Source organism: Crocosphaera sp. XPORK-15E, assembly GCF_034931425.1.
GTDB lineage: Bacteria > Cyanobacteriota > Cyanobacteriia > Cyanobacteriales > Microcystaceae > UHCC-0190.
In genome coordinates this window covers 159943-186567 of sequence record NZ_JAYGHQ010000006.1, presented here as the reverse complement: position 1 = coordinate 186567, position 26625 = coordinate 159943, and the positions used below count along the sequence as shown (strand labels likewise).

The 26625-nt window shown below is 40.0% G+C and carries 21 protein-coding genes; 13 read left to right on the top strand and 8 right to left on the bottom strand.

Features of this window, described 5'->3' with window-relative positions; genetic code table 11:
• Nucleotides 1-133 precede the first annotated feature (133 nt).
• Complete coding sequence (locus VB691_RS07440; RefSeq protein WP_323290840.1) at nt 134-2656, bottom strand: sigma 54-interacting transcriptional regulator; 2523 nt, start codon at nt 2654-2656, stop codon at nt 134-136.
• Nucleotides 2657-2804: 148 nt separating this feature from the next.
• Between VB691_RS07440 and VB691_RS07435 the strand changes: the two genes are divergently transcribed.
• The 3 genes from VB691_RS07435 to VB691_RS07425 are packed head-to-tail and all read left to right on the top strand — an operon-like array spanning nt 2805 to nt 4553.
• Complete coding sequence (locus tag VB691_RS07435; RefSeq protein ID WP_323290839.1) at nt 2805-3170, top strand: Lin0512 family protein; 366 nt, start codon at nt 2805-2807, stop codon at nt 3168-3170.
• Between the two features lie 27 nt (nt 3171-3197).
• The gene (locus VB691_RS07430; RefSeq protein WP_323290838.1) at nt 3198-3962 is read left to right on the top strand and encodes a pantothenate kinase; all 765 of its coding nucleotides are present in this window, start codon (nt 3198-3200) and stop codon (nt 3960-3962) included.
• A gap of 27 nt (nt 3963-3989) precedes the next feature.
• Entirely contained in the window at nt 3990-4553 is a 564-nt protein-coding gene (locus VB691_RS07425; protein WP_323290837.1) for a Uma2 family endonuclease, read from the top strand.
• A 161-nt stretch (nt 4554-4714) separates the two neighbouring features.
• Here the strand turns inward: VB691_RS07425 and gltX are convergent, their stop codons facing one another.
• Together gltX and VB691_RS07415 are read right to left on the bottom strand one after the other, a co-directional pair.
• On the bottom strand, nt 4715-6160 hold the full coding sequence (gene gltX, locus VB691_RS07420; RefSeq protein WP_323291021.1) for a glutamate--tRNA ligase: 1446 nt from the start codon (nt 6158-6160) through the stop codon (nt 4715-4717).
• Between the two features lie 75 nt (nt 6161-6235).
• Entirely contained in the window at nt 6236-7120 is an 885-nt protein-coding gene (locus VB691_RS07415; protein WP_323290836.1) for an ABC transporter permease, read from the bottom strand.
• A gap of 223 nt (nt 7121-7343) precedes the next feature.
• Between VB691_RS07415 and cax the strand changes: the two genes are divergently transcribed.
• The 7 genes from cax to crtB all read left to right on the top strand — a co-directional run bounded on the left by cax (nt 7344) and on the right by crtB (nt 15124).
• Complete coding sequence (gene cax, locus VB691_RS07410) at nt 7344-8435, top strand: calcium/proton exchanger (RefSeq protein ID WP_323290835.1); 1092 nt, start codon at nt 7344-7346, stop codon at nt 8433-8435.
• A 215-nt stretch (nt 8436-8650) separates the two neighbouring features.
• Nucleotides 8651-9979, top strand: a complete 1329-nt coding sequence (gene murA / locus VB691_RS07405) for a UDP-N-acetylglucosamine 1-carboxyvinyltransferase (RefSeq protein ID WP_323290834.1) — start codon at nt 8651-8653, stop codon at nt 9977-9979.
• Between the two features lie 116 nt (nt 9980-10095).
• Entirely contained in the window at nt 10096-10569 is a 474-nt protein-coding gene (locus VB691_RS07400) for a GNAT family N-acetyltransferase (protein WP_323290833.1), read from the top strand.
• A 91-nt stretch (nt 10570-10660) separates the two neighbouring features.
• Nucleotides 10661-11824: a GuaB3 family IMP dehydrogenase-related protein gene (locus VB691_RS07395; protein WP_323291020.1), complete on the top strand. Its 1164-nt coding sequence runs from the start codon at nt 10661-10663 to the stop codon at nt 11822-11824.
• 93 nt (nt 11825-11917) lie between these two features.
• On the top strand, nt 11918-12466 hold the full coding sequence (locus VB691_RS07390; RefSeq protein WP_323290832.1) for a Uma2 family endonuclease: 549 nt from the start codon (nt 11918-11920) through the stop codon (nt 12464-12466).
• A 147-nt stretch (nt 12467-12613) separates the two neighbouring features.
• Nucleotides 12614-14041, top strand: coding sequence for a 15-cis-phytoene desaturase (pds, locus tag VB691_RS07385; RefSeq protein WP_323290831.1), 1428 nt, complete (start codon nt 12614-12616; stop codon nt 14039-14041).
• Between the two features lie 150 nt (nt 14042-14191).
• Entirely contained in the window at nt 14192-15124 is a 933-nt protein-coding gene (gene crtB / locus VB691_RS07380) for a 15-cis-phytoene synthase CrtB (protein ID WP_323290830.1), read from the top strand.
• 89 nt (nt 15125-15213) lie between these two features.
• On the opposite strand, the gene VB691_RS07375 is transcribed toward crtB, so the two are convergent.
• The 3 genes from VB691_RS07375 to VB691_RS07365 form a co-directional block, all read right to left on the bottom strand.
• Nucleotides 15214-16056 carry a hypothetical protein gene (locus tag VB691_RS07375; RefSeq protein ID WP_323290829.1) on the bottom strand — a complete coding sequence of 281 codons (843 nt, stop codon included), beginning with the start codon at nt 16054-16056 and terminating at the stop codon, nt 15214-15216.
• 209 nt (nt 16057-16265) lie between these two features.
• A complete protein-coding gene (locus tag VB691_RS07370) occupies nt 16266-17027 on the bottom strand; it encodes a hypothetical protein (RefSeq protein WP_323290828.1) in 762 nt (253 codons plus the stop codon).
• Between the two features lie 205 nt (nt 17028-17232).
• On the bottom strand, nt 17233-19452 hold the full coding sequence (locus VB691_RS07365) for an IMS domain-containing protein (protein WP_323290827.1): 2220 nt from the start codon (nt 19450-19452) through the stop codon (nt 17233-17235).
• A 345-nt stretch (nt 19453-19797) separates the two neighbouring features.
• Here VB691_RS07365 and pdhA point away from each other — a divergent pair, with 345 nt between their 5' ends.
• Nucleotides 19798-20829 carry a pyruvate dehydrogenase (acetyl-transferring) E1 component subunit alpha gene (gene pdhA / locus VB691_RS07360; RefSeq protein WP_323290826.1) on the top strand — a complete coding sequence of 344 codons (1032 nt, stop codon included), beginning with the start codon at nt 19798-19800 and terminating at the stop codon, nt 20827-20829.
• A 161-nt stretch (nt 20830-20990) separates the two neighbouring features.
• Here the strand turns inward: pdhA and VB691_RS07355 are convergent, their stop codons facing one another.
• The gene (locus tag VB691_RS07355; RefSeq protein WP_323290825.1) at nt 20991-21587 is read right to left on the bottom strand and encodes a tRNA-(ms[2]io[6]A)-hydroxylase; all 597 of its coding nucleotides are present in this window, start codon (nt 21585-21587) and stop codon (nt 20991-20993) included.
• 111 nt (nt 21588-21698) lie between these two features.
• Here VB691_RS07355 and VB691_RS07350 point away from each other — a divergent pair, with 111 nt between their 5' ends.
• Both VB691_RS07350 and VB691_RS07345 read left to right on the top strand, forming a co-directional pair.
• Nucleotides 21699-23792, top strand: coding sequence for a RecQ family ATP-dependent DNA helicase (locus VB691_RS07350; RefSeq protein ID WP_323290824.1), 2094 nt, complete (start codon nt 21699-21701; stop codon nt 23790-23792).
• An 18-nt stretch (nt 23793-23810) separates the two neighbouring features.
• A complete protein-coding gene (locus VB691_RS07345) occupies nt 23811-25091 on the top strand; it encodes a DNA-processing protein DprA (protein WP_323290823.1) in 1281 nt (426 codons plus the stop codon).
• Nucleotides 25092-25127: 36 nt separating this feature from the next.
• Here VB691_RS07345 and VB691_RS07340 read toward each other — a convergent pair whose 3' ends face one another.
• Nucleotides 25128-26411, bottom strand: a complete 1284-nt coding sequence (locus VB691_RS07340) for an ATP-binding protein (RefSeq protein WP_323290822.1) — start codon at nt 26409-26411, stop codon at nt 25128-25130.
• Between the last annotated feature and the right edge of the window lie 214 nt (nt 26412-26625).

The following is a 26625-nucleotide window of genomic DNA, read 5'->3' as shown; positions in this document are numbered from 1 at the left end:
CAGTATTAAAAAATTTTAAAAATACTTGAAAAAATACCTATTTGTCTGATTGTATTTGCTAAGCTATTTTTCATTTAAACCGCTTATTGTTGAGATTGATGAAAAAGCTAAAGTATGCTTCCCTTTTGCTTTGTTAAATCAGAATGACTTTTCCTAAACAAAACGCCAAAATTGCCGTACATAAATGTTGAAAAAGTAAGTATCGAAAAGGCAATTTAGCGATTTTTTGTGTCAAAATAATTGACAAAAGCACACCAACAATTAAAAGGGTAGATTGTAAAAAAGCAATCACCGCAGGATGAGCAACAAAAATGGGCAACCCTTCTCCTGAAAACCCAAAGGTAGCTAAGGTTAGTGGTAAAATTCTCCCCGCTTCTCCGAGTCCCATTTGTAAATAATAAGCCAAATTTCCCGCTAAAACTAAGGGTAAATAACCATAGGCTAATTCAATAAATGAGCGAGGTTTCAGGGTTGATTGAAAGCGTAAGAAAACTCCCATCACTTGATGGATAATTACAGGTAATAAAGCTGGCAGACTCAACGCTAGAACAGCAAGACCCAAATGTATCCAAAATTGAGTTAAATCCGCAAAAATCCCCAATTGAGCTTGCACTTGGGGCAAATGATGTAAAAAAACCGCATCTAATAAGAGAAACAGCAAAGCCACTTCATAACTGCGAGGCACATGGGTAGTCCATAATTCAATCCCTGGAGGGCGTAAATTTAACTCCACAGAACGATGAGGACAGGCTTTTAAACAGGTCATACATAGGACACAATCTCGATTATCTACAAGTTGGGCCGGATGGGAATATAAGGGGCAACCTTCGGTTTCTAAACCTTCTCCTTTTTGTGGGCCGCCTTTATAACATTGATAGGTGCTACACTCAGCAGAACAAGTTCCCTGTTGCGCTCTTAATTCTGTCATTGAGAGTTTAGCAAACATCCCATTCATTCCACCAATGGGACATAAATAACGACACCAAAAGCGACGTTCAAAAATGGTTGAACAAATCATTGCTCCTGCGGTAATTAACAGCAATAAACAGGAAGAAAGATAGGCGGTATTTTTTAAATCCCAGAGTTCTTCCCACAACAGAATTAAGGCAAATAAACCCCATAAAAACCAACCTCCCCATTTTTCAGCAGTTTGACGGGGCCATTTTTGGAGTTGTCGCGGAAATAACCACAGGGAGATTTTTTGAGTAACTTCTCCATAAATCATAAAGGGACAAACGGCACACCAGAGCCTTCCCACAAAGGGAAATCCGATTAACACCAGGGGCCACCACCAAGCCCAAAAAAGATTTAAGGCAAAATTTTGCTCTCGCGTTTGTGGCCCCACAAAAAGGATAATATTGACCACAGCAAAGGCAGTCAGAGTAAAACCATAATTGAGGCGTTCAGGATACCATTGACTCCGCAAAAAGTTACGCAAACTGGGATAAGCATTGAGAAAATTAAAGCGAAATTGCTGTTTTTTGCTTTGTGATGGCCAGATAATTTCTTCGGTAATTTCTGAATACCCTTGTAACTGGATAATTGCCCGTTCAATGAGATTTTCTAACTCTCTTAAGTTATTAGGAAAATCATAAGCTTGCAGTCTTCGTAGTGCTTCATCACTTAAACAAACTTTGGCAATGCCCCTCCTCCGACAAATTAAACTAATGTAGTAATTAACCGAGTCCTCGATATCGGTTTTACGGACTCGCAGGGAGGGAACTTTAATAATATTCTCCACCAGTCCATCAATGCTAGGGAGGTTTTTTTCGGAAATAATAATGATTCGCCCTTGACTCGTTTTATGAGCAGCTTGAGCCTCTCCTTCGCGGCTAACAGGTTGATAGGTTCGGGTGGAGAGTAATTCAGCAATGGGTTTAAATAATTCAGGTTTAAGTTCTTGAAGATTATTGAAAACAATGGTTCCGTTTCCTAATGCTTCAAGTAAGCTTAATTTTCCTCCGACTCGTCCGAATAATTCTGCACCACTTCCTTGCAGTTGGGAACAATTGACCTGAATTATTGGCTCTCGACGGAAAGGGGAACTAAAATGGATTAAGCTGGCTAGATTATCTTTTTGTAAGCCAGGTTCCCCAAAAATCAACACGGGTTGACGATTATCTGCCATATCCTGAATCTGCGATCGCAATTTTACTGCATAGCGACTTTTGCCCATTACCCCCCTTTTCACTTTTGGGACTAAATAGGGACGTAAAATGGTCTGTCGTTCCTGTTCAAAACTCAAGGCATTGGATAGTTGTTCTACCTCTTTGGCCAGTTGTTGGGAGAAGGCTTGAGTGATTTCAGGATATTGTTCCACCAATGATTGAAAATCGGCGGCAGTAATCCACCATAACTCGCACTCACTCAGGGTTTTGAGGGTTTCTGAGACGGTTTGCTCTAATATTAAGGCACTTAAGTTAATCACTGTCCCTGGCAGTAAGCTCACTTCTGGTGTGACTTGTCCGTGACTTTTAATCTGTCCCGATTTTATAATATAGAGTCCTTCGGGAGACGTTCCTGCTACTGCTAGGTTTTGGTTCGCTTCAACAGTAATTAATGTCATAAGAAGCGCGATCGCCTCTAGCACCTCTGCACTTAATACCGTCAGGGTGGTACGTTCTTTTAGCCAGGTGATCAAATCAAAATCCGCCATCGCTAATCTTTTTTGATATTTGTTTTCATTCTATCTGAGAATTTGACTGATGTTTTAATTCCTGTTATCAAGCTAATATTTCTATTGATAATTTTTTAGATAAGTTGTAATTATGACATAATATTAATAGAGTAAAGCCTTTAAAAATATGCCACGAAAACGCTTAATTATCGAGATGGGAATGGGAATTGATCAACATGGTCAAGATCCTACTGTAGCAGCAGCGCGGGCCCTTCGCAATGCGATCGCACATAATGCCTTACCTGGAGTCTGGGAAGTGGCCGGTTTGAATCATCCGAATGAGATGATTGTAGAGGTAGAAATTGCCGTTCCTTACCCTGAAAGTGTCCGTAAAGATGAAGTTTTAGCGGTGTTACCTTTTGGCAAAAAAAGTATTACCATAAAAGAAGGTGGCATGATAGTTAAAGGTCGCGCTATCCCTGAATTAAATGATAAGAATGATGACATGATTATTGCCAATGCTGCGGTAACTGTGTTAATAGAAACCCCCTAAAATACCAAACATTTTTACGATTAAATTGTGAATAATTTACCTAATTTAAAATCAAATGATTGGTTAGGATTAATAATTGGTAATTCTCGCTTACATTGGGCATATTTTCAAGAAGATAAATTACAATTTAGTTGGGATAATGAGCATTTATCTGAACCTTTAATGACTCAAATCTTACCCCAGAATTTATTACTTCCTAACATCCCCAATAATCTACCTTTATATATTGCTTCTGTGGTTCCTTCTCAAACTAAATTATGGCAAAATTATCCCAAAATACATATTCTTACTTTAGATCAAATTCCTCTAAAAAATCTTTATTTAACAATGGGAATTGATCGCGCTTTAGCATTATTAGGTGCAGGAGAAATTTATGGATTTCCTTGTTTAGTCATAGACTCAGGAACTGCATTAACCTTAACAGGAGTTGATAGTGATCGCAAGTTAATTGGAGGGGCAATTTTACCAGGATTAAAGTTACAATTTCAAGCATTAGCAACAAAAACCGCAGCCTTACCTAATGTTAATTTATCAGAGAGTTTACCCCTTCGTTGGTCAATGAATACTGCTGATGCAATTACCAGTGGAATTATGTATACTATATTAGGGGGAATTAAAACCTTTATTGATGATTGGTTAAATAACTATCCTAATAGTTCAATAATTCTAACAGGAGGAGATTCTCAACTATTATTAAGTTATTTTCGACAACAGAATTATAATCTGTCTAAAAAACTTAAGCAAGACAAAGATATAATTTTTTTGGGAATATATTTCAGTTTATCAGACTAATAAAAAAATATAATAGAGGTCAGAGCAATGCAAGTTATAACTAGAAAATTTACTGTTAAAGAGTATCATAAAATGGCTGAATTTGGCATTTTAACCCCGGAGGATAGGGTTGAATTAATTCAAGGAGAAATTATTGCTATGTCCCCTATTGGTTTAAAACACGCTGCTTGTGTGAATCGTCTTAATCAGTTATTTTATAAGAGATTAGGAGATAAAATTATTATTAGTATTCAAAATCCTATCCAATTAAATAATTATTCTGAACCTCAACCTGATCTTGTCCTCTTAAAACCACGTCCTGATTTTTATGAAAATGAAATTCCTAAATCAGAGGATATTTATTTACTCATTGAAGTTGCCGATAGTACCATAAAATATGATCAAGAAGTCAAACTTACTTTGTATGCACAGAGTAATATTCCTGAAGTTTGGATTATCAATTTGAATCATCAAACTCTCGAAGTTTATCGTCAACCTCAAGGGAATCAATACCTTAATCAGCAAAAGGATGTTAAGAGAATTTCTCCCTTAGCTTTTTCAGAAATTAGTCTAACAAGTCATGATATTTTAGGGATTTTACCAAGAGGATAATCAAATAGATGTTATATCTATTTTAATTAGAATATTTATATAGGGGCAATTCATAAATTGCCCCTACACAGTTTGAGAGGTTTTAGATAATTCCCTTTGGCAATATGGATTTAGTTAGTATCAGCTACCTGAGTTTAACGATTTATTGCACTCAAATTGCTTTAACTTAACACCCCTTGTAAACGAGTTTTATCCCAACCTTTATGATTTAATAAAAGCCAGGATTGAATTAAGTCGGGGCCGTGTAATTCTCCCATTAAACCTGCCCGAAGCGATCGCATAATTAACCCTTTTTTGACTTTAAAGGTTTTGGTCACTTCTTTGATGATTTCTTGGGCCATTTCTTCCGTTAACTCTGACACCTTTTCTGTGCTATCTAACACCGCTTTGAGGATATCTTTCACCCCTTCTTGTTCAATTTGGGCCATGGCTTCCTCACTGTAAGTCACCGTTTCACCAAATAATAAATGACTTTCTTTGGGAGCATCACTTAAACGAGTTAAACTAGGGCCAATTAAGGCAGCCATTTGTTCCAACCAAGGACGATCACTCTTTAAATTAACCTCATATCCTGCTTCTTGCCAATAGGGAATTACTAATTCTACTAATTCATTAGCGGGCATTTTATGAAGATATTGACTATTGAGCCAATCTAATTTATCCCAATCAAATTTAGCACCCGCTTTATTAACTCTATCTAAAGTAAATTGTGTAGCAGCTTCTGCAAGGGTAAAAATTTCTTGAGTAGAGTCAGGGGCCGTCCATCCCAAAAGAGTCATATAATTGACTAAAGCATCGGGTAAAAAGCCCATTTTGCGAAAATCATCAATAGAGGTGACTCCATCCCGTTTTGAGAGTTTACGCCCTTCTTGATTCAAAATTAGGGGACTGTGGGCAAATTCTGGAATCGTTGCCCCTAATGCTTCATAGAGTAAAATTTGTTTGGCTGTATTAGCAATATGATCCTCCCCACGAATAACATGGGTGATTTTCATATCAATATCATCCACCACGACAGCTAAATTATAGAGAGGTTGGCCAAAGGTTTGCTCGTCAGTTTCAGGAATACGAGCGATCACCATATCTCCACCGAGATCGCTGCCTTTCCAAACTACTTTACCTCTGATTACATCATTCCAGACAATTTCCCGATGATCATCAATGATAAAACGGATAACAGCTTTTCTTCCTTCCGCTTCTAAAGCCTGACGTTGTTCTTCCGTTAAATGACGATGACGGTTATCATAGCGAGGAGCTTGATTTTTGGCTTTTTGTGCCTCTCGCATCTGTTCTAGTTCTTCTGAGGTACAATAACAGCGATAGGCGCAACCTTTATCTAATAAAGCTTGGATAGCTTGACGATAAAGATCAAGACGTTGGGTTTGAAAGAAAGGCCCTTCATCCCAGTCTAAACCTAACCAAGTTAAACCAGATTTAATGTTTTCAGTGTATTCTGAACGCGATCGCTCCTGATCTGTATCTTCAACCCGTAAAATAAAGGTACCCTCCTGATTACGCGCAAATAACCAGTTAAAAACAGCCGTTCTCGCGGTTCCGATGTGTAAATTTCCGGTAGGACTAGGAGCAATACGAACTCTAACTGTCACAGAATTTCCCTCTAATAAAACTGACAATTTGACGGGTTCTTTCATTATATTTTAAAAGTAAACCCGTCAAGTTATTTAAGCCCTTTCCACAATAAATGGCATGGCTAACCGATAGAAAAACCAACCAATTAAAAGCATAATGATGGCGGCAATACTGGCTAACCAAAAACCTGTCGGATTAGAAATGATTCCTGTGGTTGCCAATTCTCTTGTTGTTACCAATAAAGGCGTAACCGGATTAATTCTCACCAAAATTGCCCAAATGCCATGTTTTGGCTCAGGATAAATGACGGGGGTAACAAATAACCACATCTGAGTGACAAACCCCATCAATTTACCCACATCACCGTATAAACAAGAAAAGGGTCCCATAATTAAGCCAACACCTGTGGCAAACATCAGCAAATGAATAAACGCAACTGGTGCTAGAATAATTGTCCAAGTAACACTTACTTTAAACCAAATAAAGAAGAAAATGACAGGGATTAATTGAATAAAAAAGTTAAAGATAATTTGTCCTAATGTGGAAAGAACAAAAGCTTCAGGGGGAACATTTAATTTCGTTAACATTCCTTTGGCAGTACGAGCCGCACTCATGGTGTTATTTAAAGTTCTTGTAAAAGTTTGCCAGAGGGTCATACTAAAAGCGACAAATACTGGGTAAGGAATATCCGTTTTTCCCAAGTTTAGAATATTAGCTTCTTTGAGGAAGGTTAAACCAATGGCAGCAATGATCGGTGGAATAAAAGCCCAGAGAATGCCTAGGAAAGATTGACGATATTGAGATTGAATATCCCGTTGAATCAACTGCCAAGCTAACTCACGGGAGGCTAATAAATCACGCCACATCTCGTGAAACAATTGCACAGGATGTCTGACACGACTGTCTGGTTGATAGACGACAACTGGGATGGGTTTTTTTTCTTTGTCTGGAGAAGAGTGGGATGTGCCGTGAGTCATGCTAGGGTATCAGTAGTATAGAGACTTCTTAATCGTTTTATCATATAAATTCACATTTTTTCAAACTTAATGTGTCTCAACCAGGCTTAACCCTTTGAGCAGACAAGGTGTAAGGATTATTAGGATTATTACTTTTCTGGCAGTTCGGGCCTTTAATATCATAAACTGAGAGTCAGAAGATTATCAATTCTGACTTCTGGCGAATTGGATGTTGACCCTTACTATGTTGAATAAAAGTACAATTTTGTCAGTCTTATTGGTGTTTATTCCCATTTCTTTGGCGGCTGAATATTTAGAATGGGGAGCAACCGTCGTTTTTATTACGGCTGGTTTGGCTATTGTGCCATTAGCCGCCTTAATGGGCAAGGCAACGGAAGAGATCGCGGTTGTGGTTGGCCCCAATTTAGGGGGTTTATTAAATGCCACCTTTGGCAATGCTACAGAATTAATTTTAGCTTTAGTTGCCCTGAAAGAAGGGTTAATTGGCGTGGTTAAAGCAACGATTACTGGGTCAATTATTGGCAATTTATTGTTAGTAGTTGGCTTTTCTATGTTGTTAGGAGGATTACGCTATAAAGAGCAAACCTTTCAATCAGTAGCCGCCCGCTTAAATTCATCTTCTATGAATTTAGCTGTGGCAGCAATTTTATTACCCACAGCCGTACAATATACTTCTAGCGGCATTGAGGAAAGAACCCTACAACATTTATCCGTCGCTGTTGCTATTGTTCTCATTTTGGTCTATGCTCTGACCTTACTTTTTTCAATGAAAACCCATGCTTATCTTTATGAGGTAGGGGTAGCTGTTGAAGAAGAAAGTGAGGAAGAACAAGAAAATATTAATGTGACCAAATGGGTTTTAATTCTGTTACTAATTACTCTAGGAGTTGCTTTTGAATCAGAATTATTAGTCAATTCTCTAGAAGAAGCCACAGACTCTTTGGGTTTAAGTACATTATTTACAGGGGTGATTTTATTACCAATAATTGGTAATGCAGCAGAACACGCTACAGCAGTGACAGTGGCCATGAAAAATAAAATGGATTTATCCATGTCTGTTGCCGTGGGTTCCAGTTTACAAATAGCCCTATTTGTTGCCCCTGTCTTAGTAATTGTAGGATGGCTTTTAGGCCAACCCATGGATTTGAATTTTAATCCCTTTGAATTAGTCGCAGTATCTGTGGCTGTTTTACTGACTAATTCAATTAGTTCTGATGGTCGCTCTAATTGGTTAGAAGGAACTTTATTACTCGCCACTTATGCCGTGATTGGTATTGCCTTTTATTTCCATCCTGTGGTCGAAGGAATAGGCTAATTTCTCGTTCAAAGTGACGCTCCCTAATCTTAGCCTAGACAGATTAGGGATTTTTGTCAGAACTTGACCTGACCCTTAAGAATAGCAAGTCTGGAACTTTAGCTAGACTTTTTTAATCATTCAAGTTACATTGAAAACAAATTTGAACCGAATACTATAAAGATTTATAGTATTTGGAGAATATAACCATAGAACGCTCTTATATATCGAATCCTATGACAACCCATCTAGAAGAACAGCAACCCGTTTTAAAAATCCAAGGACAAGCCACCCTCAAAGGCGAAGTCACCATTAGCGGGGCCAAAAATTCAGCCCTCGTCCTCATGGCCGGAGCCATTCTTTGCTCCGATGACTGCCGCCTACGGAACCTTCCTTCCCTGGCTGATATCCACCGCATGACCCAAATTTTAGCCGCTTTAGGGGTTAAGCTAGAAAGAAACGGGGATATTCTAGATATTAACGCTCAACACATTGGACAGGATCAAGCCCCTTATGAGTTAGTTTCTCAACTCCGGGCCAGTTTCTTTGTTATTGGCCCCTTATTAGCCCGTTTAGGCATGACTCGCGTTCCTTTACCTGGTGGTTGTGCCATTGGGGCCAGACCCGTTGATCTCCATGTCCGAGGGTTGCAAGCTATGGGGGCCGATGTCCGCATTGAGCATGGTGTGGTTCATGCTTGTGTTAAAGGCAGTCGTCAACGGTTACAAGGGGCTAAAATTTACTTAGATTATCCCAGTGTGGGCGCAACCGAAACGATTATGATGGCAGCCACCTTAGCAGAAGGGGAAACCATCATTGAAAATGCGGCCCAAGAACCTGAAATTATGGACTTAGCTAACTTTTGCCGTTCCATGGGCGCGAAAATTAAAGGAGACGGCAGCAATACGATCATCGTTTCTGGGGTAGAAAAGCTCCATAGTACCGATTATTCTGTCATTCCCGATCGCATTGAAGCAGGAACCCTCTTAATTGCCGGGGCGATAACTCAATCAGAAATTAGCCTCGCCCCCGTCTTTCCTGAACATTTAGCCTCTGTCATTGCCAAATTACGCGCTATGGGCCCCCAAGTGGTTATAGACGGGCCAGATCGTATCCGCTTAGTTCCTGCCCCCTTAAAAGCCACAGACATCGAAACCCTACCCTTTCCTGGATTTCCCACGGATATGCAAGCTCAATTTATGGCACTGTTAACCTTGAGTGAAGGCAGTAGTATCGTCACAGAAACAGTGTTTGAGAACCGTTTGCGTCATGTGGCTGAATTACAGCGCATGGGAGCAGATATACGGGTTAAAGGTAATGTTGCCCTAGTACGGGGGGTTCCCTTCCTCTCCGGTGCGCCTGTGATGGCTACAGATTTACGGGCTTCTGCTGCTTTAGTATTAGCAGGGTTAGCCGCTAAAGGAACTACTGTGGTGCAAGGCTTGCAACACCTAGATCGCGGTTATGATAATTTAGAAGGCAAACTCAGAAAATTAGGCGCAAACCTCCGTCGCGTCAACGTTGCTTCTGAACAAGAATCAGAGGAATATTCAACAGTGAGTTGATGCTTGCTTCTTTAAACTAAGGTTAGCGACAGGGGACGATGGTTTCTTTCCTATCAAGGGTCAGGACTTCCCGTCGCTTTTAATGATAGCTAATCCCCTTTATCGGAAAGTTGCTAATGATTCGACCCGCCACCGCCGATGACAAAAAAGCTCTAATGGCGATCGCTGAAGCTGTTGGTCTGTTCAGTCCCCAAGAGTTTGAGGAACTTGACAGTATGTTAACAGCATACTTCGAGGATCACCTCAATAGCGATCAATGTTGGCTCACCTACGACGATGGTGCTGGGCCGGTGGGGGTCGCGTACTACGCACCAGAGCCTTTTACCTATGGAACCTGGAACTTGTACTTTATTGCCGTTCATCCCAACCGTCAGGGGGAAGGACTCGGTGCTAAATTGCTACGCGACGTTGAACAAAGGTTGGCTGAACGTGGGGAGCGTGTGCTATTAGTAGAAACTTCTGGACTGCCGAATTTTGAGGGTATACGGGCATTCTACCGTAAGCATGAGTACGAGGAGGAAGCGCGAATTCGGGAATTCTACAAAGCGGGTGAGGATAAAATCATTTTTCGCAAAGCATTAACCCTGTAGATTTTTTCCTTGATCTGGCAGACATCTATTCCCCAAACCTCTCAAAATTTGGTAGCCTATTCTAATACTTAAGGGAATGGGATATAGAAGTGTGGATATAGTTATTGGTCGTGGCAAAAACGCCCGGCGAGCTTACGGAATCGATGAAATTGCCCTGGCCCCCGGCCTGCGTACCTTAGATCCCAGTTTAGCAGATACAACTTGGACAATAGGCGGCATTGAACGCCCTATCCCCATCTTAGCTAGTGCTATGGATGGGGTAGTTGATGTCAAAATGGCGGTATTATTGTCAGAATTAGGGGCGATCGGCGTTCTTAACCTAGAAGGAATTCAGACTCGCTATGAAGATCCTAACCCGATTTTAGATCGCATTGCCTCTGTGGGAAAATCTGAATTTGTCGGGTTAATGCAGGAACTCTACGCTGAACCCATTAAACCAGAATTAATTAAACAACGTATCATCGAAATTAAGTCTCAAGGGGGCATTGCAGCAGTCAGTTTAACCCCAGTAGGAGCTTCCCAATACGGAAAAATTGTGGCAGATGCGGGGGCTGATTTATTGTTTGTACAAGCTACTGTAGTATCAACGGCTCATTTATCCCCTGAATCTATTCTTCCTCTTGATTTACGACAATTTTGCCAAGAAATGCCCATGCCAGTGGTTTTGGGCAACTGTGTCACCTATGAAGTGGCCTTAAATTTGATGAAGGCCGGGGCCGCTGCTGTTTTGGTCGGCATTGGGCCGGGTGCTGCTTGTACCTCTCGCGGCGTTTTAGGGGTTGGAGTGCCTCAACCAACGGCTGTCGCTGACTGTGCGGCGGCACGGGATGATTATCAACAAGAAACGGGCCGTTATGTCCCCGTGGTGGCTGATGGAGGTATCGTGACTGGGGGTGATATTTGTAAGTGTATCGCCTGTGGTGCCGATGCGGTAATGATCGGTTCTCCCATTGCTCGCGCTGCTGAAGCTCCTGGCCGGGGTTATCATTGGGGTATGGCTACTCCTTCCCCTGTGCTGCCAAGGGGAACCCGTATTAATGTGGGAACTACGGGAACTATCAAGGAAATTCTCACAGGGCCAGCAAAATTGGACGATGGTACTCATAACCTTTTAGGGGCCCTGAAAGCAAGTATGGGAACCTTGGGGGCTAAGGATATGAAGGAAATGCAGCAGGTTGAGGTGGTTATTGCCCCTTCATTGTTGACGGAAGGTAAAGTCTATCAAAAAGCTCAACAGTTAGGCATGGGTAAGTAAATAGCAAGTAGTGAACAGTTGTTTTGATAATGACTGTTCACTGACAAAAGTCACGATTTATACAAGTATAGATATTTAAGAACGGGAGCAGATATGGCTTCAATTATTTATAAATGGTCAATAGATGAATGGCACAAACTGGTTGACTCTGGAGTATTAGAAGGTAAACCAGTTGAACTTTTGGAAGGAGATATCATTGAGATGAGTCCTGAGGGAATTGACCATAGCTATACTAATCAATCTGTAAGCGATTACCTGAGAGATTTACTCAAAGGACAGGCTCAAGTAAGAGATGCTCATCCAATCACCTTAGATAATTCAGAACCAGAACCAGATATAGCTATAGTTCGACTGCCTGAAACTATCTATCGCCATCATCACCCCTATCCTCAAGATATCTATTGGTTGATCGAAGTATCTAATAAAACTCTGAAAAAAGATTTAGAACAGAAAATTATTACCTACGCTCGTAACGGTATACCTGAATATTGGGTAATTGATTTGAAGAACAAAAAACTGATTGTTCATACTGAACTCCAAAACAGCCGTTACTCACAAATTACTGAATCTAAATCAGGAACAATTACATCTCAAGCATTTCCTCATATCGAAATTGACCTAGAACAATTGCTGCTATACTGAACTGCAAAAAGTAATATTAAATACTACAAGTTATAGATTCCCTTATGTCAAAACCAGGTCAGAAAATTTGCAACGCCATCAGCCAAATGTAACGAAATGCAAAGTATAATGAGTAACACACACAAACCCTTATAGAGATTAGTATAAATGCGAGTTGCGATCGCCGGAGCAGGTTTAGCGGGCCTTTCTTGTGCCAAATATCTCGTTGATGCGGGCCACACCCCCATTGTACTAGAACGTCGAGATGTCCTCGGTGGTAAAATAGCGGCCTGGAAAGATGAAGACGGAGACTGGTACGAAACCGGCCTACATATCTTTTTTGGGGCATATCCTAATATGCTGCAATTATTCCAAGAATTAGGCATTGAAGATCGTCTACAGTGGAAAGAACATTCCATGATCTTTAACCAACCCGAAACCCCTGGAACCTATTCCCGCTTTGATTTTCCTGATATTCCTGCCCCAGTCAACGGAATGGTGGCTATTTTAGGCAATAACGATATGCTTACCTGGGAAGAAAAAATTAAATTCGGCCTAGGGTTACTTCCGGCGATCGTGCGGGGACAAAGTTACGTCGAAGAAATGGATCGTTATTCTTGGTCAGAATGGCTAAAAAAACAGAATATTCCCTCCAGAGTTGAAAAAGAAGTCTTTATTGCCATGTCTAAGGCCCTAAACTTCATTAACCCCGATGAAATTTCTGCCACCATTTTATTAACAGCCCTAAACCGTTTCTTACAAGAGAAAAACGGCTCAAAAATGGCCTTTTTAGATGGTTCTCCCACGGAAAGACTCTGTGAACCCATTGTAGATTACATCACAGAACGAGGAGGAGAAGTCAGATTAAATGCGCCCTTAAAAGAGATTTTACTCAATGAAGATAATACCGTTAAAAGTTTTCTTTTAAGAGGGCTTAATGGCGCACCTGATGAGGTATTTGAGGCGGATTTATACCTATCTGCTATGCCCGTTGATCCTTTAAAAGTAATGTTACCTCAACTCTGGCGACAACTGCCAGAATTTAAGCAATTAGAAGGGTTAGAAGGGGTTCCCGTCATTAACCTCCATCTTTGGTTTGATCGTAAACTGACCGATATTGATCATCTATTATTCTCTCGTTCCGACTTACTTAGTGTCTATGCGGACATGAGTAACACCTGTAAAGAATACGCCAACCCCGATCGCTCCATGTTAGAGTTAGTCCTAGCTCCGGCCCAAGATTGGATTAATCAATCTGATGAAGCCATTATCGCTGCGACTATGGCAGAATTAGAAAAACTCTTTCCTCAACATTTTAATGGGGAAAATCAGGCAAAATTGCTCAAATCCCATGTGGTTAAAACCCCTCGTTCTGTCTATAAAGCGACCCCAGGACGGCAAAAATGTCGGCCCTCCCAAAAAACCTCTATTGCTAACTTTTATTTAGCTGGAGATTACACCATGCAAAAATATCTAGGCAGCATGGAAGGGGCGGTATTATCGGGAAAACTAGCGGCGAAAACCATCGCCCAAGACCATCCCGCTCAGCTTCCTATATCTAACTCAGAACCGACGAAACAACCGTCATTAGTGTAAGCTAAAGACTAACCTTTTAGAAGGTTAAAAATGACCGATTAACCTATTCCTAATGACGAAACGGCCATTGAATGCGACAATGCTAAATGGCTAACGCTTAAGGATTCGGTTCCGTCCTCCTACTATACAAAATCATTCTGCTTGTGCTGAATGCTGCAACTGCCTAAACCCCCCCAACCCCAAAAAGTCCTCGTCTCCGTCGAAGAGGCCTACGAACTCTGCCGCCAAATTACCCAGAAGTATTCTAAAACGTTTTACCTGGGAACCCTTTTGATGCCCCCTGAAAAACGCCGGGCCATCTGGGCTATCTATGTTTGGTGTCGGCGGACTGATGAATTAGTTGATGGCCCCCAGGCCCAATATACAACCCCAGAAACTCTCAAACAGTGGGAAGACCACTTAAACGCCCTATTTTCGGGTCATCCCCTGGATGATGAAGATCTGGCTTTGGTGGATACTCTAGAACGTTTTCCTGTGGAGATTAGCCCCTTTCGGGATATGATCGCAGGACAGCAGATGGATTTGTATCGCAGTCGTTATGAAACCTTTGAGGAACTTAAACTATACTGTTACCGTGTTGCGGGGACGGTGGGGTTGATGTCCAATGCGGTGATCGGCATCGAAAAAGAGCAGTTTATCCCACCTTGGGAACAAAATCAACGGAAATACATTCCCCAAGAAGAAGCGATCGCCCTAGGAATTGCTAATCAATTGACTAATATTCTGCGGGATGTGGGAGAAGATGCCCAACGGGGACGAATCTACTTACCTTTGGAAGATTTAGAACGGTTTAATTATACTCAAGAAGATTTATTTAATAGCGTAATTGATGATCGTTGGCGAGATTTAATGCGCTTTCAGATTCAACGGGCCCGTCAATATTATAAAGACGCAGAACGGGGTATTCGTGTCCTCAGTCGAGATTGTCGTTGGCCGGTTTGGACGGCTTTGATGCTTTATCAGGGCATTCTGGATGTTATTGAAGCTAATGATTATGATGTCTTTAGTAAACGGGCCTTTGTGGCTACTCCGAAGAAAATGCTTTATCTTCCTGTCGCTTGGTTAAGGGCGCAAGTGCTTTGATGTTTTTCTGGGGAAGAAAAAGAAGTCTAAAACCGATTTTCAATTGGTTTTAGCAAGTCTCATGTTCTGTAGGGGATAATATTAAGCCCCTACCGCTTGGTAACAGCTAATAAGCCTGATAATAAACTAAAAGCTAACAATCCTTTCGCCAGATCTGGTTCAGGAATCTCCGGTATCGGGGGATTTGGATCAACGGCTGCTTCTACAAATGTTATAGATGCGTCTACGGCAGTCGGGCCACTTAAGATTAGTTCAAAAGCACCCACATTAGCAAAATTGGCCCCACCAGAAAATCCGGCTAGAGTGGTGAAATTGGCAAAATTATAAAAGGTTTTGGTGGGAGAACCGCTAATAGCATTAAAAGTTTTGCTAAGAGTCGATGCGCTATTGTTATCTGTATAGATATTAACTGTAATCTGTAAACCTTGGTCAGCCGATATTAATTCTAGGCCAATACTATCAAGTGCGCCCATCAAGGTAAAATCTCTGCCAACACCTCCATTATTTGTTCTTAAACCAGTGGTATTAATACCATTGGTAAAACTTTCATTGACCCCATCCCAAACAACTCTTAATTTGGAGCTAACTCCATCCCCATTATTCCAGGATAAAGAACTAGATCCCATGTCGGCGAAAACCAAACTGTCACCAACGTTAGGAGGATTACTATTCATCACGTCGAATAAAATTAATTCTCGATATTGCCCAACTACGTCAGTTTCTGGGTTAGGGCCGTTTTGATCTTCTGTGGGGAAGCCGGAGTCAGGATCTGTCGAAACAAATTGAAACCCGCCCACAGACTCGTCAAAACTGTCAAGAACTAAATTTATAGCTTGCGCTTTGCCTGAATAGAGTGTCATGGTGGCTAATAAGCCAACACCACAGTTAATTAATAGTTTAGAGGGAATGTTTATTCTATTAGTTGTTTTCATATTCTCCTATTTCCTTTGAAAGCAGTTACTAAATCAAAAAGCTACATCTGATTGTTTAAAAATATATTTTCAGCCAAAAGGCAAGGAGTTCAATCGGGTTAAAACCAGTAAAAAGGTTTTTTTGCATTTTTTCGTCAAAAGGGGAACTTTTAATAAATCTCCCCTTAACCCTTCGAGTTAAGGGTAAGACTGTTAGGAAATTCACAAACTTACTTTTGTTTCAATTTTTGCCGTTTGCCAGTAAGTCCTGCTAAGGTTGCTGCACTGGATAAAGCTAACAGGGAAACCACAGGTTCAGTTACGGGTGGGGGAGCATCGCGGGTGGTCAAGATCTCAAATCTCGCATCAATGGCGTTTACTGTTCCATTGACGACTAATTCAATGGCTCCAATGGTATCCACAGCGAAATTGACACCACCCCCTTCCGTAGCCATAAATTGAGAGAATTCAAAAGTAAAATCTGTGGAAACTCCGTTTGGTACTATTCCGAGGTTAGCAATGGTCAATGCGGATTTTTTGCTACCTGAATAAACATTAATGGTGGCTTGAGTACCCGAAATATCGATGAAGTTTGAGGTTAAAATAAAAGCATCGGCCGTCTTGAGACTAAGATCTAAGCCAGTACGGTCAATCACATTAAAATTAGTGTCCGCGTCCCAGACAACATTGAACCTTGAGTTAAAGCCCGTGGGATTAGACCAAGATAGGGTTCCTGGATTATTGGTGGGACTAACTGTTATAGTGCTTCCCGCTATAGGTGGACCAGTTCCAGCTGTCTTAGTTAGAGTTAAATCTCTGGTTCCCCCTACCGCGCCTACTGGGAATAAGGAAACCCCCACGGTTGTTCCGTTGGGGAGATTACGATTAATAGTGAGACTGCTGTTGGCTGGCAGATCAAAGCTATCAATAATGGTGGCTGCTTGAGCATTGCCCACACCCACGAGACTGGCTAAGGTTAGCCAACCTGTCATTCTTAAAGCACTCACACACTTCATATTTATTGACACTGATTAAAGTAATTTAGTATTGGGTAAAATATGTGAACAGACACGGGTAAGTGTATCCCTATTTCCTCAATGTTGTCAAGGGTAGAAAATATATCTAAAAATTTGCCCTAAAATTCGACCGAAAGTCGCTAATTTTAGGAACCTTAGTTATTAACCCAACAGCCCTAATTTAGTTAATAACATTAATATTCTGAATTAACCAGCGATCGCCTTGACGAGCTAAATCATAGCGAACTTGCAGGTTATCATTATAGCCCCGGCCTTTTTGTCCTTGTTGATAGAATTGAGCGACTTCTTGAACATTCGCCTCTACTATTGCTTTATTAGGATTATTCTTATTGACTTGAAACGTCTCAACCTTAACTTGATGTTGATAAGTCCAATAATTTTGATTTGCCTTAAGTTTTTGAGCGCGATCGCGCCATTGGGACAATAAGGGTTCGGCTAAAACCTTATTTAATGCGTCAACATCCTGTTGTTTACCAAAAGCTTGAGCCTTGCTCGATAGCCACATTTCTACTATGTGTGTTGCCCCTTCCTTTGTCAACATTCCCGTGGGGGTGGTAATTTGAGCATCAGCAGGAGGGATCTCAATCAGGGATTTATTTAAAAATACCCCATATTGCCCTTCTTCCAGGGCAGATAAGGGAGAAGTCCCCTGATGGAGCAAAGTCAAAGATAATACAACTAACCCTAAACCGCCTAAAATCGTTAGTCCCATTTTCCGATTAAAAGCAAGGGTGGGACGGGGTCTTCGCCGAGCAGGGGTATAGGGTTTGCTTGAAGGCTTTACTGTCGCAGTAGAAACAGGTTCTGGCGGCGTTAATTGCGGTTTTTGGGAAGGATTAGGGTTAGTGGCAACCCTTGGTTCCTCATGGGCTTTTTGAGGGGAATTGCGCTTGTGTTTACGACGACGGGCCGAACGAATATCAACGGGGGCCGTAGAAGGATTTGGCATAGCTGCCGCCACTGCCGCGCCACCTCCACTGACCATTACCTGATTCTGTTGATACACTGGGTAAGCAATGGCAGTAGCGCGACTGGTGGCGGTCTTAGCCTTACCTAATGCCCGATTTTGCGTCACACTTTGGGCCGTTGAGACTTCAGTTTCCTGTTCTATTGAGGCGAGTTGTTCGAGATAGGCTTGAACCTGCTGGTCAGCAAAGTATTCTTTTAAAGAAGCTCGTTGTTTGGCTAAATCTCGGAAATGGGTAAAGACTTCCGTTTGTAACCAATGCTCTCCGTATAAGCAAAGCCCTGGCAGAAAGTCGGGAGAGCCTTGAGAACAGTCCTTGATATATTTTAACGCTTGTTGATCCTGACACCGTTCTAGGGCTTGGGTGGCTGTCTGAGTTTGTCCCAATAATAAGGCGCAAATTGCTTGCTCAAGAGAGACATCTTGACGTTGTTCTAAGCCATCTAAAATGGTCTGCGCTTCCACCATTAAGGCGGGTTCTTTTTCGGCAAAACCACGGGAGATCAGGGCATATACCCCTAAATAAGCGGCCACGGATGAGGGACGTTGTGCTTCAGCGAGAAACAAATCTTGTTGTTCTTTGGCTGTTAGATAAGTCCGAATTTGTTGAATAAAGCGCAAAAAGTCATCAATACCCAAACCAGATCTATCATCCCCTCGACCATCAATTCCTTGTCGCTCTTTTAACATGGATTTGAGGAGATCTATTCCCGTCTTACGGGCAGCTTTTTCGGTTTCGGGTTGGACTAATAATTCTAAAATGCGGTAAGGTCGTAATTTATCAAGTTCTGTGCATATTTCGGCTTGAACTGAAGGAAAGAGGGTATTTTTTTCCAGTAAAGCTAGGCCTTTAACGCCATAACCGGCCGCCTTCTCATAATTTTCTTGTTGCCATTGCTCTCGACTAATTTCTAAATAAGCAAGGGCAATACTTAAAATTGTATCGGCTCGATTTTTGGCTGAATTATCGGTTAATTCTAAGGTCAAAGATGAGGAAGGCAAAATGCTGAGATAACGCTCCCCAAATTTGATGACTAATTCGTATTCTCCCAGTTCTTGGAGAATTAATAGAATACCAGGTAACTGTTGCGGTTCAATGTCAATTCCTGAAGCTTTGGCTGAGGAACTTTCTGCTGTGGCCCCCGTCCCTGACAAGGAGAATCCTCCTTCCCCTACTGATTCATCAGACAACTGATCTTCGAGAAATTGTGCTTCATAGGCGACTCTCTGGCCGGGATCGCAAAAAAGGCCATAGGCTTGGTCTAGCAACTGTTTTCTGGCTTTGATCGCTGTTTGGCTATATTCCCGACGGGGTAATTGAACACTACGATCTCGATAAGCTTGGCGAAGTTGCTCATCTGTGGCTTGGGGAAAAATCCCCAAAATTCTGTAGTAGTCGAGCGGTATGCGCACGGTTGACTTCCTCAGAGCAGGGTGACTCAGTACATTGGAGATTACAGGAGTGATGATAATTTATCATCGAACAGGGTTTAGGATTCTTGGCTGTCTTTGCTAAAGACGTTGGTTGGGAAAATTGTAACTTAAAGGTTCATTTTAGTAAAAAGTTTTTTATTGATTTTCAATCCAATCGCTTTACTTGACAATGCCTATTCAGTTTAAACTAAAACTGGAGGTTATCGATTTTTTCTTTAAGCCTCTAGGATAGCTCATCTAAGCATACAATTTTAGCAATATTTTTTGATCTTGGTTGGCTCTCCTTTTTAACAGTTCAAATGTTCTTTATATTGTTTAGTTTTTATGGTTTCTGAACGTACTTTGCCTGAATTTAACACAACTGCTGTCCAAATTACCAAAGAGGAAGGATTAATCCTCTACGAAGATATGACCCTAGGACGGCTGTTTGAAGATAAATGTGCTGAAATGTATTATCGGGGCCGAATGTTTGGCTTTGTCCACCTCTACAACGGACAAGAAGCGGTTTCTACAGGCATTATTAAATCGTTACGTTCTGATGAAGATTATGTGTCAAGTACCTACCGAGATCACGTCCATGCTTTGAGTTGTGGGGTTCCTCCCCGTGAGGTGATGGCGGAGTTGTTTGGTAAGGCTACAGGCTGTAGTAAGGGCCGCGGCGGTTCGATGCACTTATTCTCGGAAAAACACCGTTTATTGGGGGGTTATGCTTTTGTAGCTGAAGGTATTCCGGTGGCTACGGGGGCAGCTTTTCAGAGTAAATATCGACGGGAAGTGATGGGGGATCAAAATGCGGATCAAGTGACGGCTTGTTTCTTTGGAGATGGGGCCAGCAATAATGGTCAATTTTTTGAATGTTTGAATATGGCCGCCCTTTGGAATTTGCCGATTATTTATGTGGTAGAAAATAATAAATGGGCGATCGGTATGGCTCATGATCGGGCGACTTCTCAACCGGAAATCTACAAAAAAGCTAGTGTTTTTAATATGGTTGGGGTGGAAGTTGATGGGATGGATGTCTTAGCGGTGCGACAAGTGGCCCAAGAGGCTGTGGCCCGCGCCCGTGCTGGAGAAGGGCCAACCTTGATCGAAGCCTTAACTTATCGTTTTCGCGGCCATTCTTTGGCTGATCCTGATGAAATGCGATCGCCTGATGAAAAAGAATTTTGGGGCGGCAAAGATCCCATTGAACGATTAGCTAATTATTTGATAGAACAGAATTTGGCTAACCAGGATGAATTAAAAGCTATTCAGCAAAAAGTTCAAGCTTCTGTTGATGATGCGGTTAAGTTTGCTGAGGAAAGTCCTGAACCTGATCCTAGTGAATTATATCGTTATGTTTTTGCTGAGGATTAATCGTTTTTAATTGTAGGGTGGGCATTGCCCACCTTTTACTCACATCCTGCACATGAACCAAAAATCCGATTTTTTGCCTAAATTTCCACGAAAGAATCAGGGTTTCATGGTTTAAAAATCGGATTTTTTTAGCTTTTCGGTGTTGGTGCAAGATCTGAATTTTAACTATGTATTCTGGGTTGTGGGTGTAATGTCGTTAAAATATTACTTTCAATGATTGATAATTCATCGAGTCTTGTTTGTACTAAATCTCGATCATAATAAGTATCAGCTAATACCCAATAAATGCCATAATGTCGCGCTTCTGATGCCATTAAACTACGGTAAAATTTAGCTAAGTTTTCATCAGGACAATGGGTTCCTAGTAGTCCTAATCTTTCGTGGGATCTCGCTTCTATTAAGGCGGCAACTAATAGAGAATCTAACAATCTTTCGGGTTCTTGGTTTCTCATTGCGCCCCTTAATTTTGCTCCATAGGGAGGGGAAGAAATGGGGCCTAGGGGAATATTTCTCTGTTCTAACCATTGATTAACTTGTTCAAAATGTTCTAATTCTTCTTGGGCGATCGCGGTTAATTTTCTGACTAAAACCGTATTAGAAGAATAACGAAACATCAAATTTAAGGCAACACCTGCGGCTTTTCTTTCACAATGGGAATGATCTAATAAAATTACATCTAAATTATTAATTGCTTGTTCGATCCAAGCTTCTTGAGTAGGGGTTTTTAAGATACTAATTTTTGTTTTTTCTGTTAGCATAATTCATTTTTCAAGACAAAATATTGGTAATATAGGAAAAATCAATATCCTATTGTGAATTTTATCAAAAGGATTGGGAATACTACTAATATAATTAATTTTCATTTTTCTATGACAAGTCAACTTCATGACAAGGCGTTACGATACCTCCGTAATGCTTTAAATAACCCTAATGCTAACTTTCGAGACGGACAGTGGGAAGCTATTTCAGACTTAGTGCAGAATCGTTCTCGTTTGTTAGTCGTTCAAAGGACAGGATGGGGAAAGAGTTTAGTCTATTTTATCGCAACTAGACTATTAAGAGATCAGGGAGCAGGAACAACGCTTCTAATTTCTCCCTTGCTGGCACTGATGCGTAACCAAATTGCCGCAGCACAACGGATTAATGTTCAAGCAGACACCATTAATTCTAGCAATACTCAAGAGTGGAACAGAGTTCAAGAAAAGTTGTTAGCAGGAACAGTTGATATTTTATTGATTTCTCCCGAAAGACTTTCCAATGAGGAGTTTAGAGACAATATTTTAATTCCAATAGCTTCTAGTATTGGTTTATTTGTGATAGATGAGGCGCACTGTATTTCTGATTGGGGACATGATTTTAGGCCAGATTATCGGCGTATTGTTCGCATTTTACAGGCACTACCTTCAAATATTCCCGTTTTAGCTACTACAGCAACGGCAAATAATCGAGTAGTCAATGATATTAAGGCACAATTGGGAGAAAGCTTACAAATTAGTCGAGGAGAATTAACCCGAAAAAGCTTACAGTTACAAAATCTTGAGTTTCCTAGTCCGGCTGCTAGACTCGCTTGGTTGGCACAATATATTCCTAAATTACCAAATTCTGGTATTGTTTACACTTTAACCGTTAGGGATGCTCAAAGAGTTGCAGCATGGTTAAAACAGCAAGGAATTAGTGCAGAAGCTTATTATGGAGATTTAGAGACTGAAGAAAGGGAAATTTTAGAAAATAAGCTTTTAAATAATGAAATGAAGGTATTGGTTGCGACAACGGCGTTAGGGATGGGATTTGATAAACCAGATTTAGGTTTTGTAATACATTATCAACGTCCTAACTCCGTTGTTCATTATTATCAGCAAGTTGGACGAGCAGGAAGAGCAGTTGAACAAGCTTATGGTATTCTACTCAGTGGGGCTGAAGATGAGGAAATTAGTCAGTATTTTATTAATAATGCTTTTCCGCCAGAAGCTCACACCAAAGAAGTATTAACTACCCTAGAATCTTCTCCAAATGGTTTATCTGTACCGCAATTAGAGCAATCTTTGAACTTATCAAGCGGACAGATTAATAAGGTATTAAAGCTACTTTTCTTAGAATCTCCTGCACCTGTAATGAAGCAAGGATCAAAATGGTATGCAACAGCCGTTAATTATCAACCGAATCGGCAAAAAATAGAACAATTAACCCGTATTCGTTACCAAGAACAAGATCAAATGCGGGATTATATGAATAGTAATGGTTGTTTGATGCAGTTTTTAGCCTCTGCGTTAGATGACGAAAATCCGACTATTTGCGGAAAATGCGCCGTTTGTTTAGGCAAAGATTTAATTCCTACTATCTATTCCCTCAATTTACTCAATCAAGCAGTAATATTTCTCAAACGCAGTGATCACATTATCGAACCGCGAAAAAAATGGCCATTAAAAGGTGCATTTTCGGTTTATAACTTTTCGGGTAATATTAAACCAGAATTAAAGGCAGAAAATGGGAGAGCATTATGTTTATGGGGAGATCCAGGATGGGGACAATTAGTCAAACAGGGAAAATATGAAACTAATCATTTTGATGATCAATTAGTAGAAGCAATGGCAGAAATGATTCAACGCTGGAACCCTCAACCCAAACCCACTTGGATAACTTGTATTCCTTCTCTCAATCGTCCCCATTTAGTCCAAAATTTTGCCCAAAAACTGGCTAATGGCTTACAAATCCCTTTTATTCCAGTGGTTAGCAAAATCAAACAAAATCCCCCCCAAAAAACCATGAATAATAGTTATCAACAAGCGCACAATTTAGATGGAGTATTTAGCATTGATAGGGAAAAAATAATGTCAGGTTCTGTCTTTTTAGTCGATGATTTTGTTGATTCTCGTTGGACATTAACCGTCGTTTCTGCACTTTTACGTCAAGCTGGAAGTGGTCAAGTTTTTCCCACAACTTTAGCGTTAAATTCTTTATCTTAAAGTTATTTGGTATCAATTATGCTTTCTCCAGACACTCAAGCGATTTTACTTCTTTGTGCAAGTTTTGGTCAAAATCGTCAAACTGAACCCTTTCCTTTAAACCTTGGTGAATATAACACCCTTGCGAGTTGGTTAAGAGAAGAAAATATGTTTCCCCAAGACTTAATTAACCCTAATTTTATCAATCGTCTTCCTCAATTAAATATAGGTAAATTAGATTCTAACCGATTAGTTTCATTGCTACAAAGAGGTGGTTTATTAGCTTTAACGGTTGAAAAATGGTTCAATCAAGGTTTATGGGTCATCAGTCGTGCTGATAGTAACTATCCTCAAAGATTAAAACAACAATTGAAAAGCTTAGCTCCTCCTATTTTATATGGGATTGGTAATCAAGATTTATTATTAAAAGGAGGGTTAGCTGTTGTGGGTTCTCGTAATGTTGATCAAGAAGGATTAGACTATACTTATCGAATAGTAGAAACCTGTGCAGAACAAAAGATTCAAGTGATTTCAGGCGGTGCAAAAGGGGTTGATCAAGCTTCGATGTTAGGAACATTAAAAGCAGGAGGGACAGCCATTGGCATATTAGCAAATAACTTACTTAAAGCATCCGTTAATGGCCAATATCGTCCTAGTATTAAAGAAGGAAAATTGACCTTAATTTCTGCGGTTGATCCTAACGCTTCTTTTCATGTTGGTAACGCTATGGGACGCAATAAATATATCTATGCTTTGGCTAATTATGGGTTAGTTATTAGTGCTGACTATAACACAGGTGGAACATGGGCTGGAGCAACAGAAGCTTTAAATATAATTAAGAATGTACCTGTTTTGGTGCGAATGCAGGGAGCAATACCAGAAGGAAATCAAGAGTTATTAAAAAAAGGTGCAAAACCATTTCCTGACACTCCTTGGAATCGTCCGATTAAAGAATTAATTGAAACGACTATATCAGAATATAAACCCATAGAATCTCCTCAAAATAACACTCAATTAACTTTATTTAGTCAGGATAATCATTCTGTCGTTCCTGAAAATAAAGCCGAACTTAAGCTACAAGAATCTGATATATCTTCCCGTAATGATGGGTTTAAATCTTCCTCAGAAAGACTTTATTATGCTGTTTTACCTATCATTCTGCAAGAATTAAAAAAACCACAAGATCAGAAATCTTTAGCAACTAATCTTGATGTTCAAGTTGGTCAACTAAGCAAATGGCTAAAAAAAGCAGTTACAGACAAAAAAGTTATCAAACAGACTGAAAATAAACAAGTTATTTATAAATTAAATGAGATATAATTCAAATAATCTATAGATAAAGATGATGGTAAATTGTTAATATTTTAACCCTAATTCTCCCTGGAGAAAATCAATAAATTGTCTAGCACTTCTTCCGGATCTTCCATTATGTTTGGTGGCCCATTGTTTCGCTTTAAATTCTAATTCATCTTGGGATAAATTCAACTTTGCTGCTGTTGATAAGTGATGGACAATATTGAGATAAGTTTCTTGGTTTGCTGCTTCAAAAGTTAAGGTTAAACCAAAGCGATCGCTAAAGGATAATTTTTCTTGTACTGTATCCCAATTATGGATTTCATCGGCATCACTGGGACGAGGACGATCATCAAAAAATTCCCTAATTAAATGTCTTCTATTTGATGTTGCATAAACTATAACATTTTTTGCTCTTGCGGTAACACTTCCTTCTAAAACTACCTTTAAAGCTTTAAAAGAATCGTCATCTTCTTCAAAGGATAAATCATCAACAAATACAATAAACTTTTGTGGGACATTTCTTAATTTATCCACAATTAACGGTAAATTGTATAGTTGAGATTTATTGACTTCTACTAATCTTAAACCTTGGGCATAATATTGATTTAATAAACCTTTAACTAGGGAAGATTTACCTGACCCACGACTGCCATATAATAAAACATGAAGGGCGGTATAACCAGACAATAAAATCTCTGTATTTTTGATTAAGGTTGCTTTTTGTGCTTCATAACCGACAATTTCAGTTAATTTAATAGGATCAGGGTTGGCAATACCAATTAATTGATTATCTTGCCATTTTAATGCTTTATATTGAGCAAAAATTCCTGTACCATTTTGACGGTAATAATTGGCTAATTCTTCTAAACAATTTTCCCAAAGCTCTTGTTGATGTAAAAAAGTATTATTTATGTTATCAAATTGGACAATAAAAGGAGAGAAAGGCACTTTTGCCGCTTCTTTTACCCATTGACTAATGGCTTCTAAGGGAAGATTATATAAGGTGTTTAAAATACTTAAATCATGTTCAGTTGCCTCAATCAAAGACTTTGATATATTGGATAAAGAATGGGATTGAACTTGTTGACTAAAAGGATTATCATCAACTAAAATTCTTTTAACAAGATAATCTTGCCAACTAATGCTTTGAGATGCCAAGGTTTTAAACCAATGACTATAGGCAGTTAAACAGTTAAAATTAATGGTATCTGGATTACGAGTATAAATAGAATTTAAAAGTTTAAGAAATGCTTGGCCAATTTCATCTTCAAAAATTGATTGATACAAAAGCAAAGAAGCAATTTCTTGATGAATGAGGTAATAATAGTTTAAGTCTTGATTCATGTTTTGAGGAAATACTTATTCTTAAGATGACTCAGGATAGGACAAAAATTAAATTATTCGTAGGGTGGGTTAGGTGGCGATATGTTATGGCGTTAATTGGTTAATTAATTATCCACCGTAACCCACCATCAAGAAGACTTGCATTTACCTTAATAATAATTAAAGTAGGGGCGAACGGCCGTTCGCCCCTACAATGAGATAGGGGAACTTTTTT

Excerpts from the sequence above, each read along its gene's own strand:
- VB691_RS07440 (WP_323290840.1), bottom strand. The coding sequence starts at position 2,656 with ATGGCGGATTTTGATTTGATCACCTGGCTAAAAGAACGTACCACCCTG.
- VB691_RS07435 (WP_323290839.1), top strand. The coding sequence starts at position 2,805 with ATGCCACGAAAACGCTTAATTATCGAGATGGGAATGGGAATTGATCAA.
- VB691_RS07425 (WP_323290837.1), top strand. The coding sequence starts at position 3,990 with ATGCAAGTTATAACTAGAAAATTTACTGTTAAAGAGTATCATAAAATG.
- VB691_RS07415 (WP_323290836.1), bottom strand. The coding sequence starts at position 7,120 with ATGACTCACGGCACATCCCACTCTTCTCCAGACAAAGAAAAAAAACCC.
- cax (WP_323290835.1), top strand. The coding sequence starts at position 7,344 with ATGTTGAATAAAAGTACAATTTTGTCAGTCTTATTGGTGTTTATTCCC.
- murA (WP_323290834.1), top strand. The coding sequence starts at position 8,651 with ATGACAACCCATCTAGAAGAACAGCAACCCGTTTTAAAAATCCAAGGA.
- VB691_RS07400 (WP_323290833.1), top strand. The coding sequence starts at position 10,096 with ATGATTCGACCCGCCACCGCCGATGACAAAAAAGCTCTAATGGCGATC.
- VB691_RS07390 (WP_323290832.1), top strand. The coding sequence starts at position 11,918 with ATGGCTTCAATTATTTATAAATGGTCAATAGATGAATGGCACAAACTG.
- pds (WP_323290831.1), top strand. The coding sequence starts at position 12,614 with ATGCGAGTTGCGATCGCCGGAGCAGGTTTAGCGGGCCTTTCTTGTGCC.
- crtB (WP_323290830.1), top strand. The coding sequence starts at position 14,192 with ATGCTGCAACTGCCTAAACCCCCCCAACCCCAAAAAGTCCTCGTCTCC.
- VB691_RS07375 (WP_323290829.1), bottom strand. The coding sequence starts at position 16,056 with ATGAAAACAACTAATAGAATAAACATTCCCTCTAAACTATTAATTAAC.
- VB691_RS07370 (WP_323290828.1), bottom strand. The coding sequence starts at position 17,027 with ATGACAGGTTGGCTAACCTTAGCCAGTCTCGTGGGTGTGGGCAATGCT.
- pdhA (WP_323290826.1), top strand. The coding sequence starts at position 19,798 with ATGGTTTCTGAACGTACTTTGCCTGAATTTAACACAACTGCTGTCCAA.
- VB691_RS07355 (WP_323290825.1), bottom strand. The coding sequence starts at position 21,587 with ATGCTAACAGAAAAAACAAAAATTAGTATCTTAAAAACCCCTACTCAA.
- VB691_RS07350 (WP_323290824.1), top strand. The coding sequence starts at position 21,699 with ATGACAAGTCAACTTCATGACAAGGCGTTACGATACCTCCGTAATGCT.
- VB691_RS07345 (WP_323290823.1), top strand. The coding sequence starts at position 23,811 with ATGCTTTCTCCAGACACTCAAGCGATTTTACTTCTTTGTGCAAGTTTT.
- VB691_RS07340 (WP_323290822.1), bottom strand. The coding sequence starts at position 26,411 with ATGAATCAAGACTTAAACTATTATTACCTCATTCATCAAGAAATTGCT.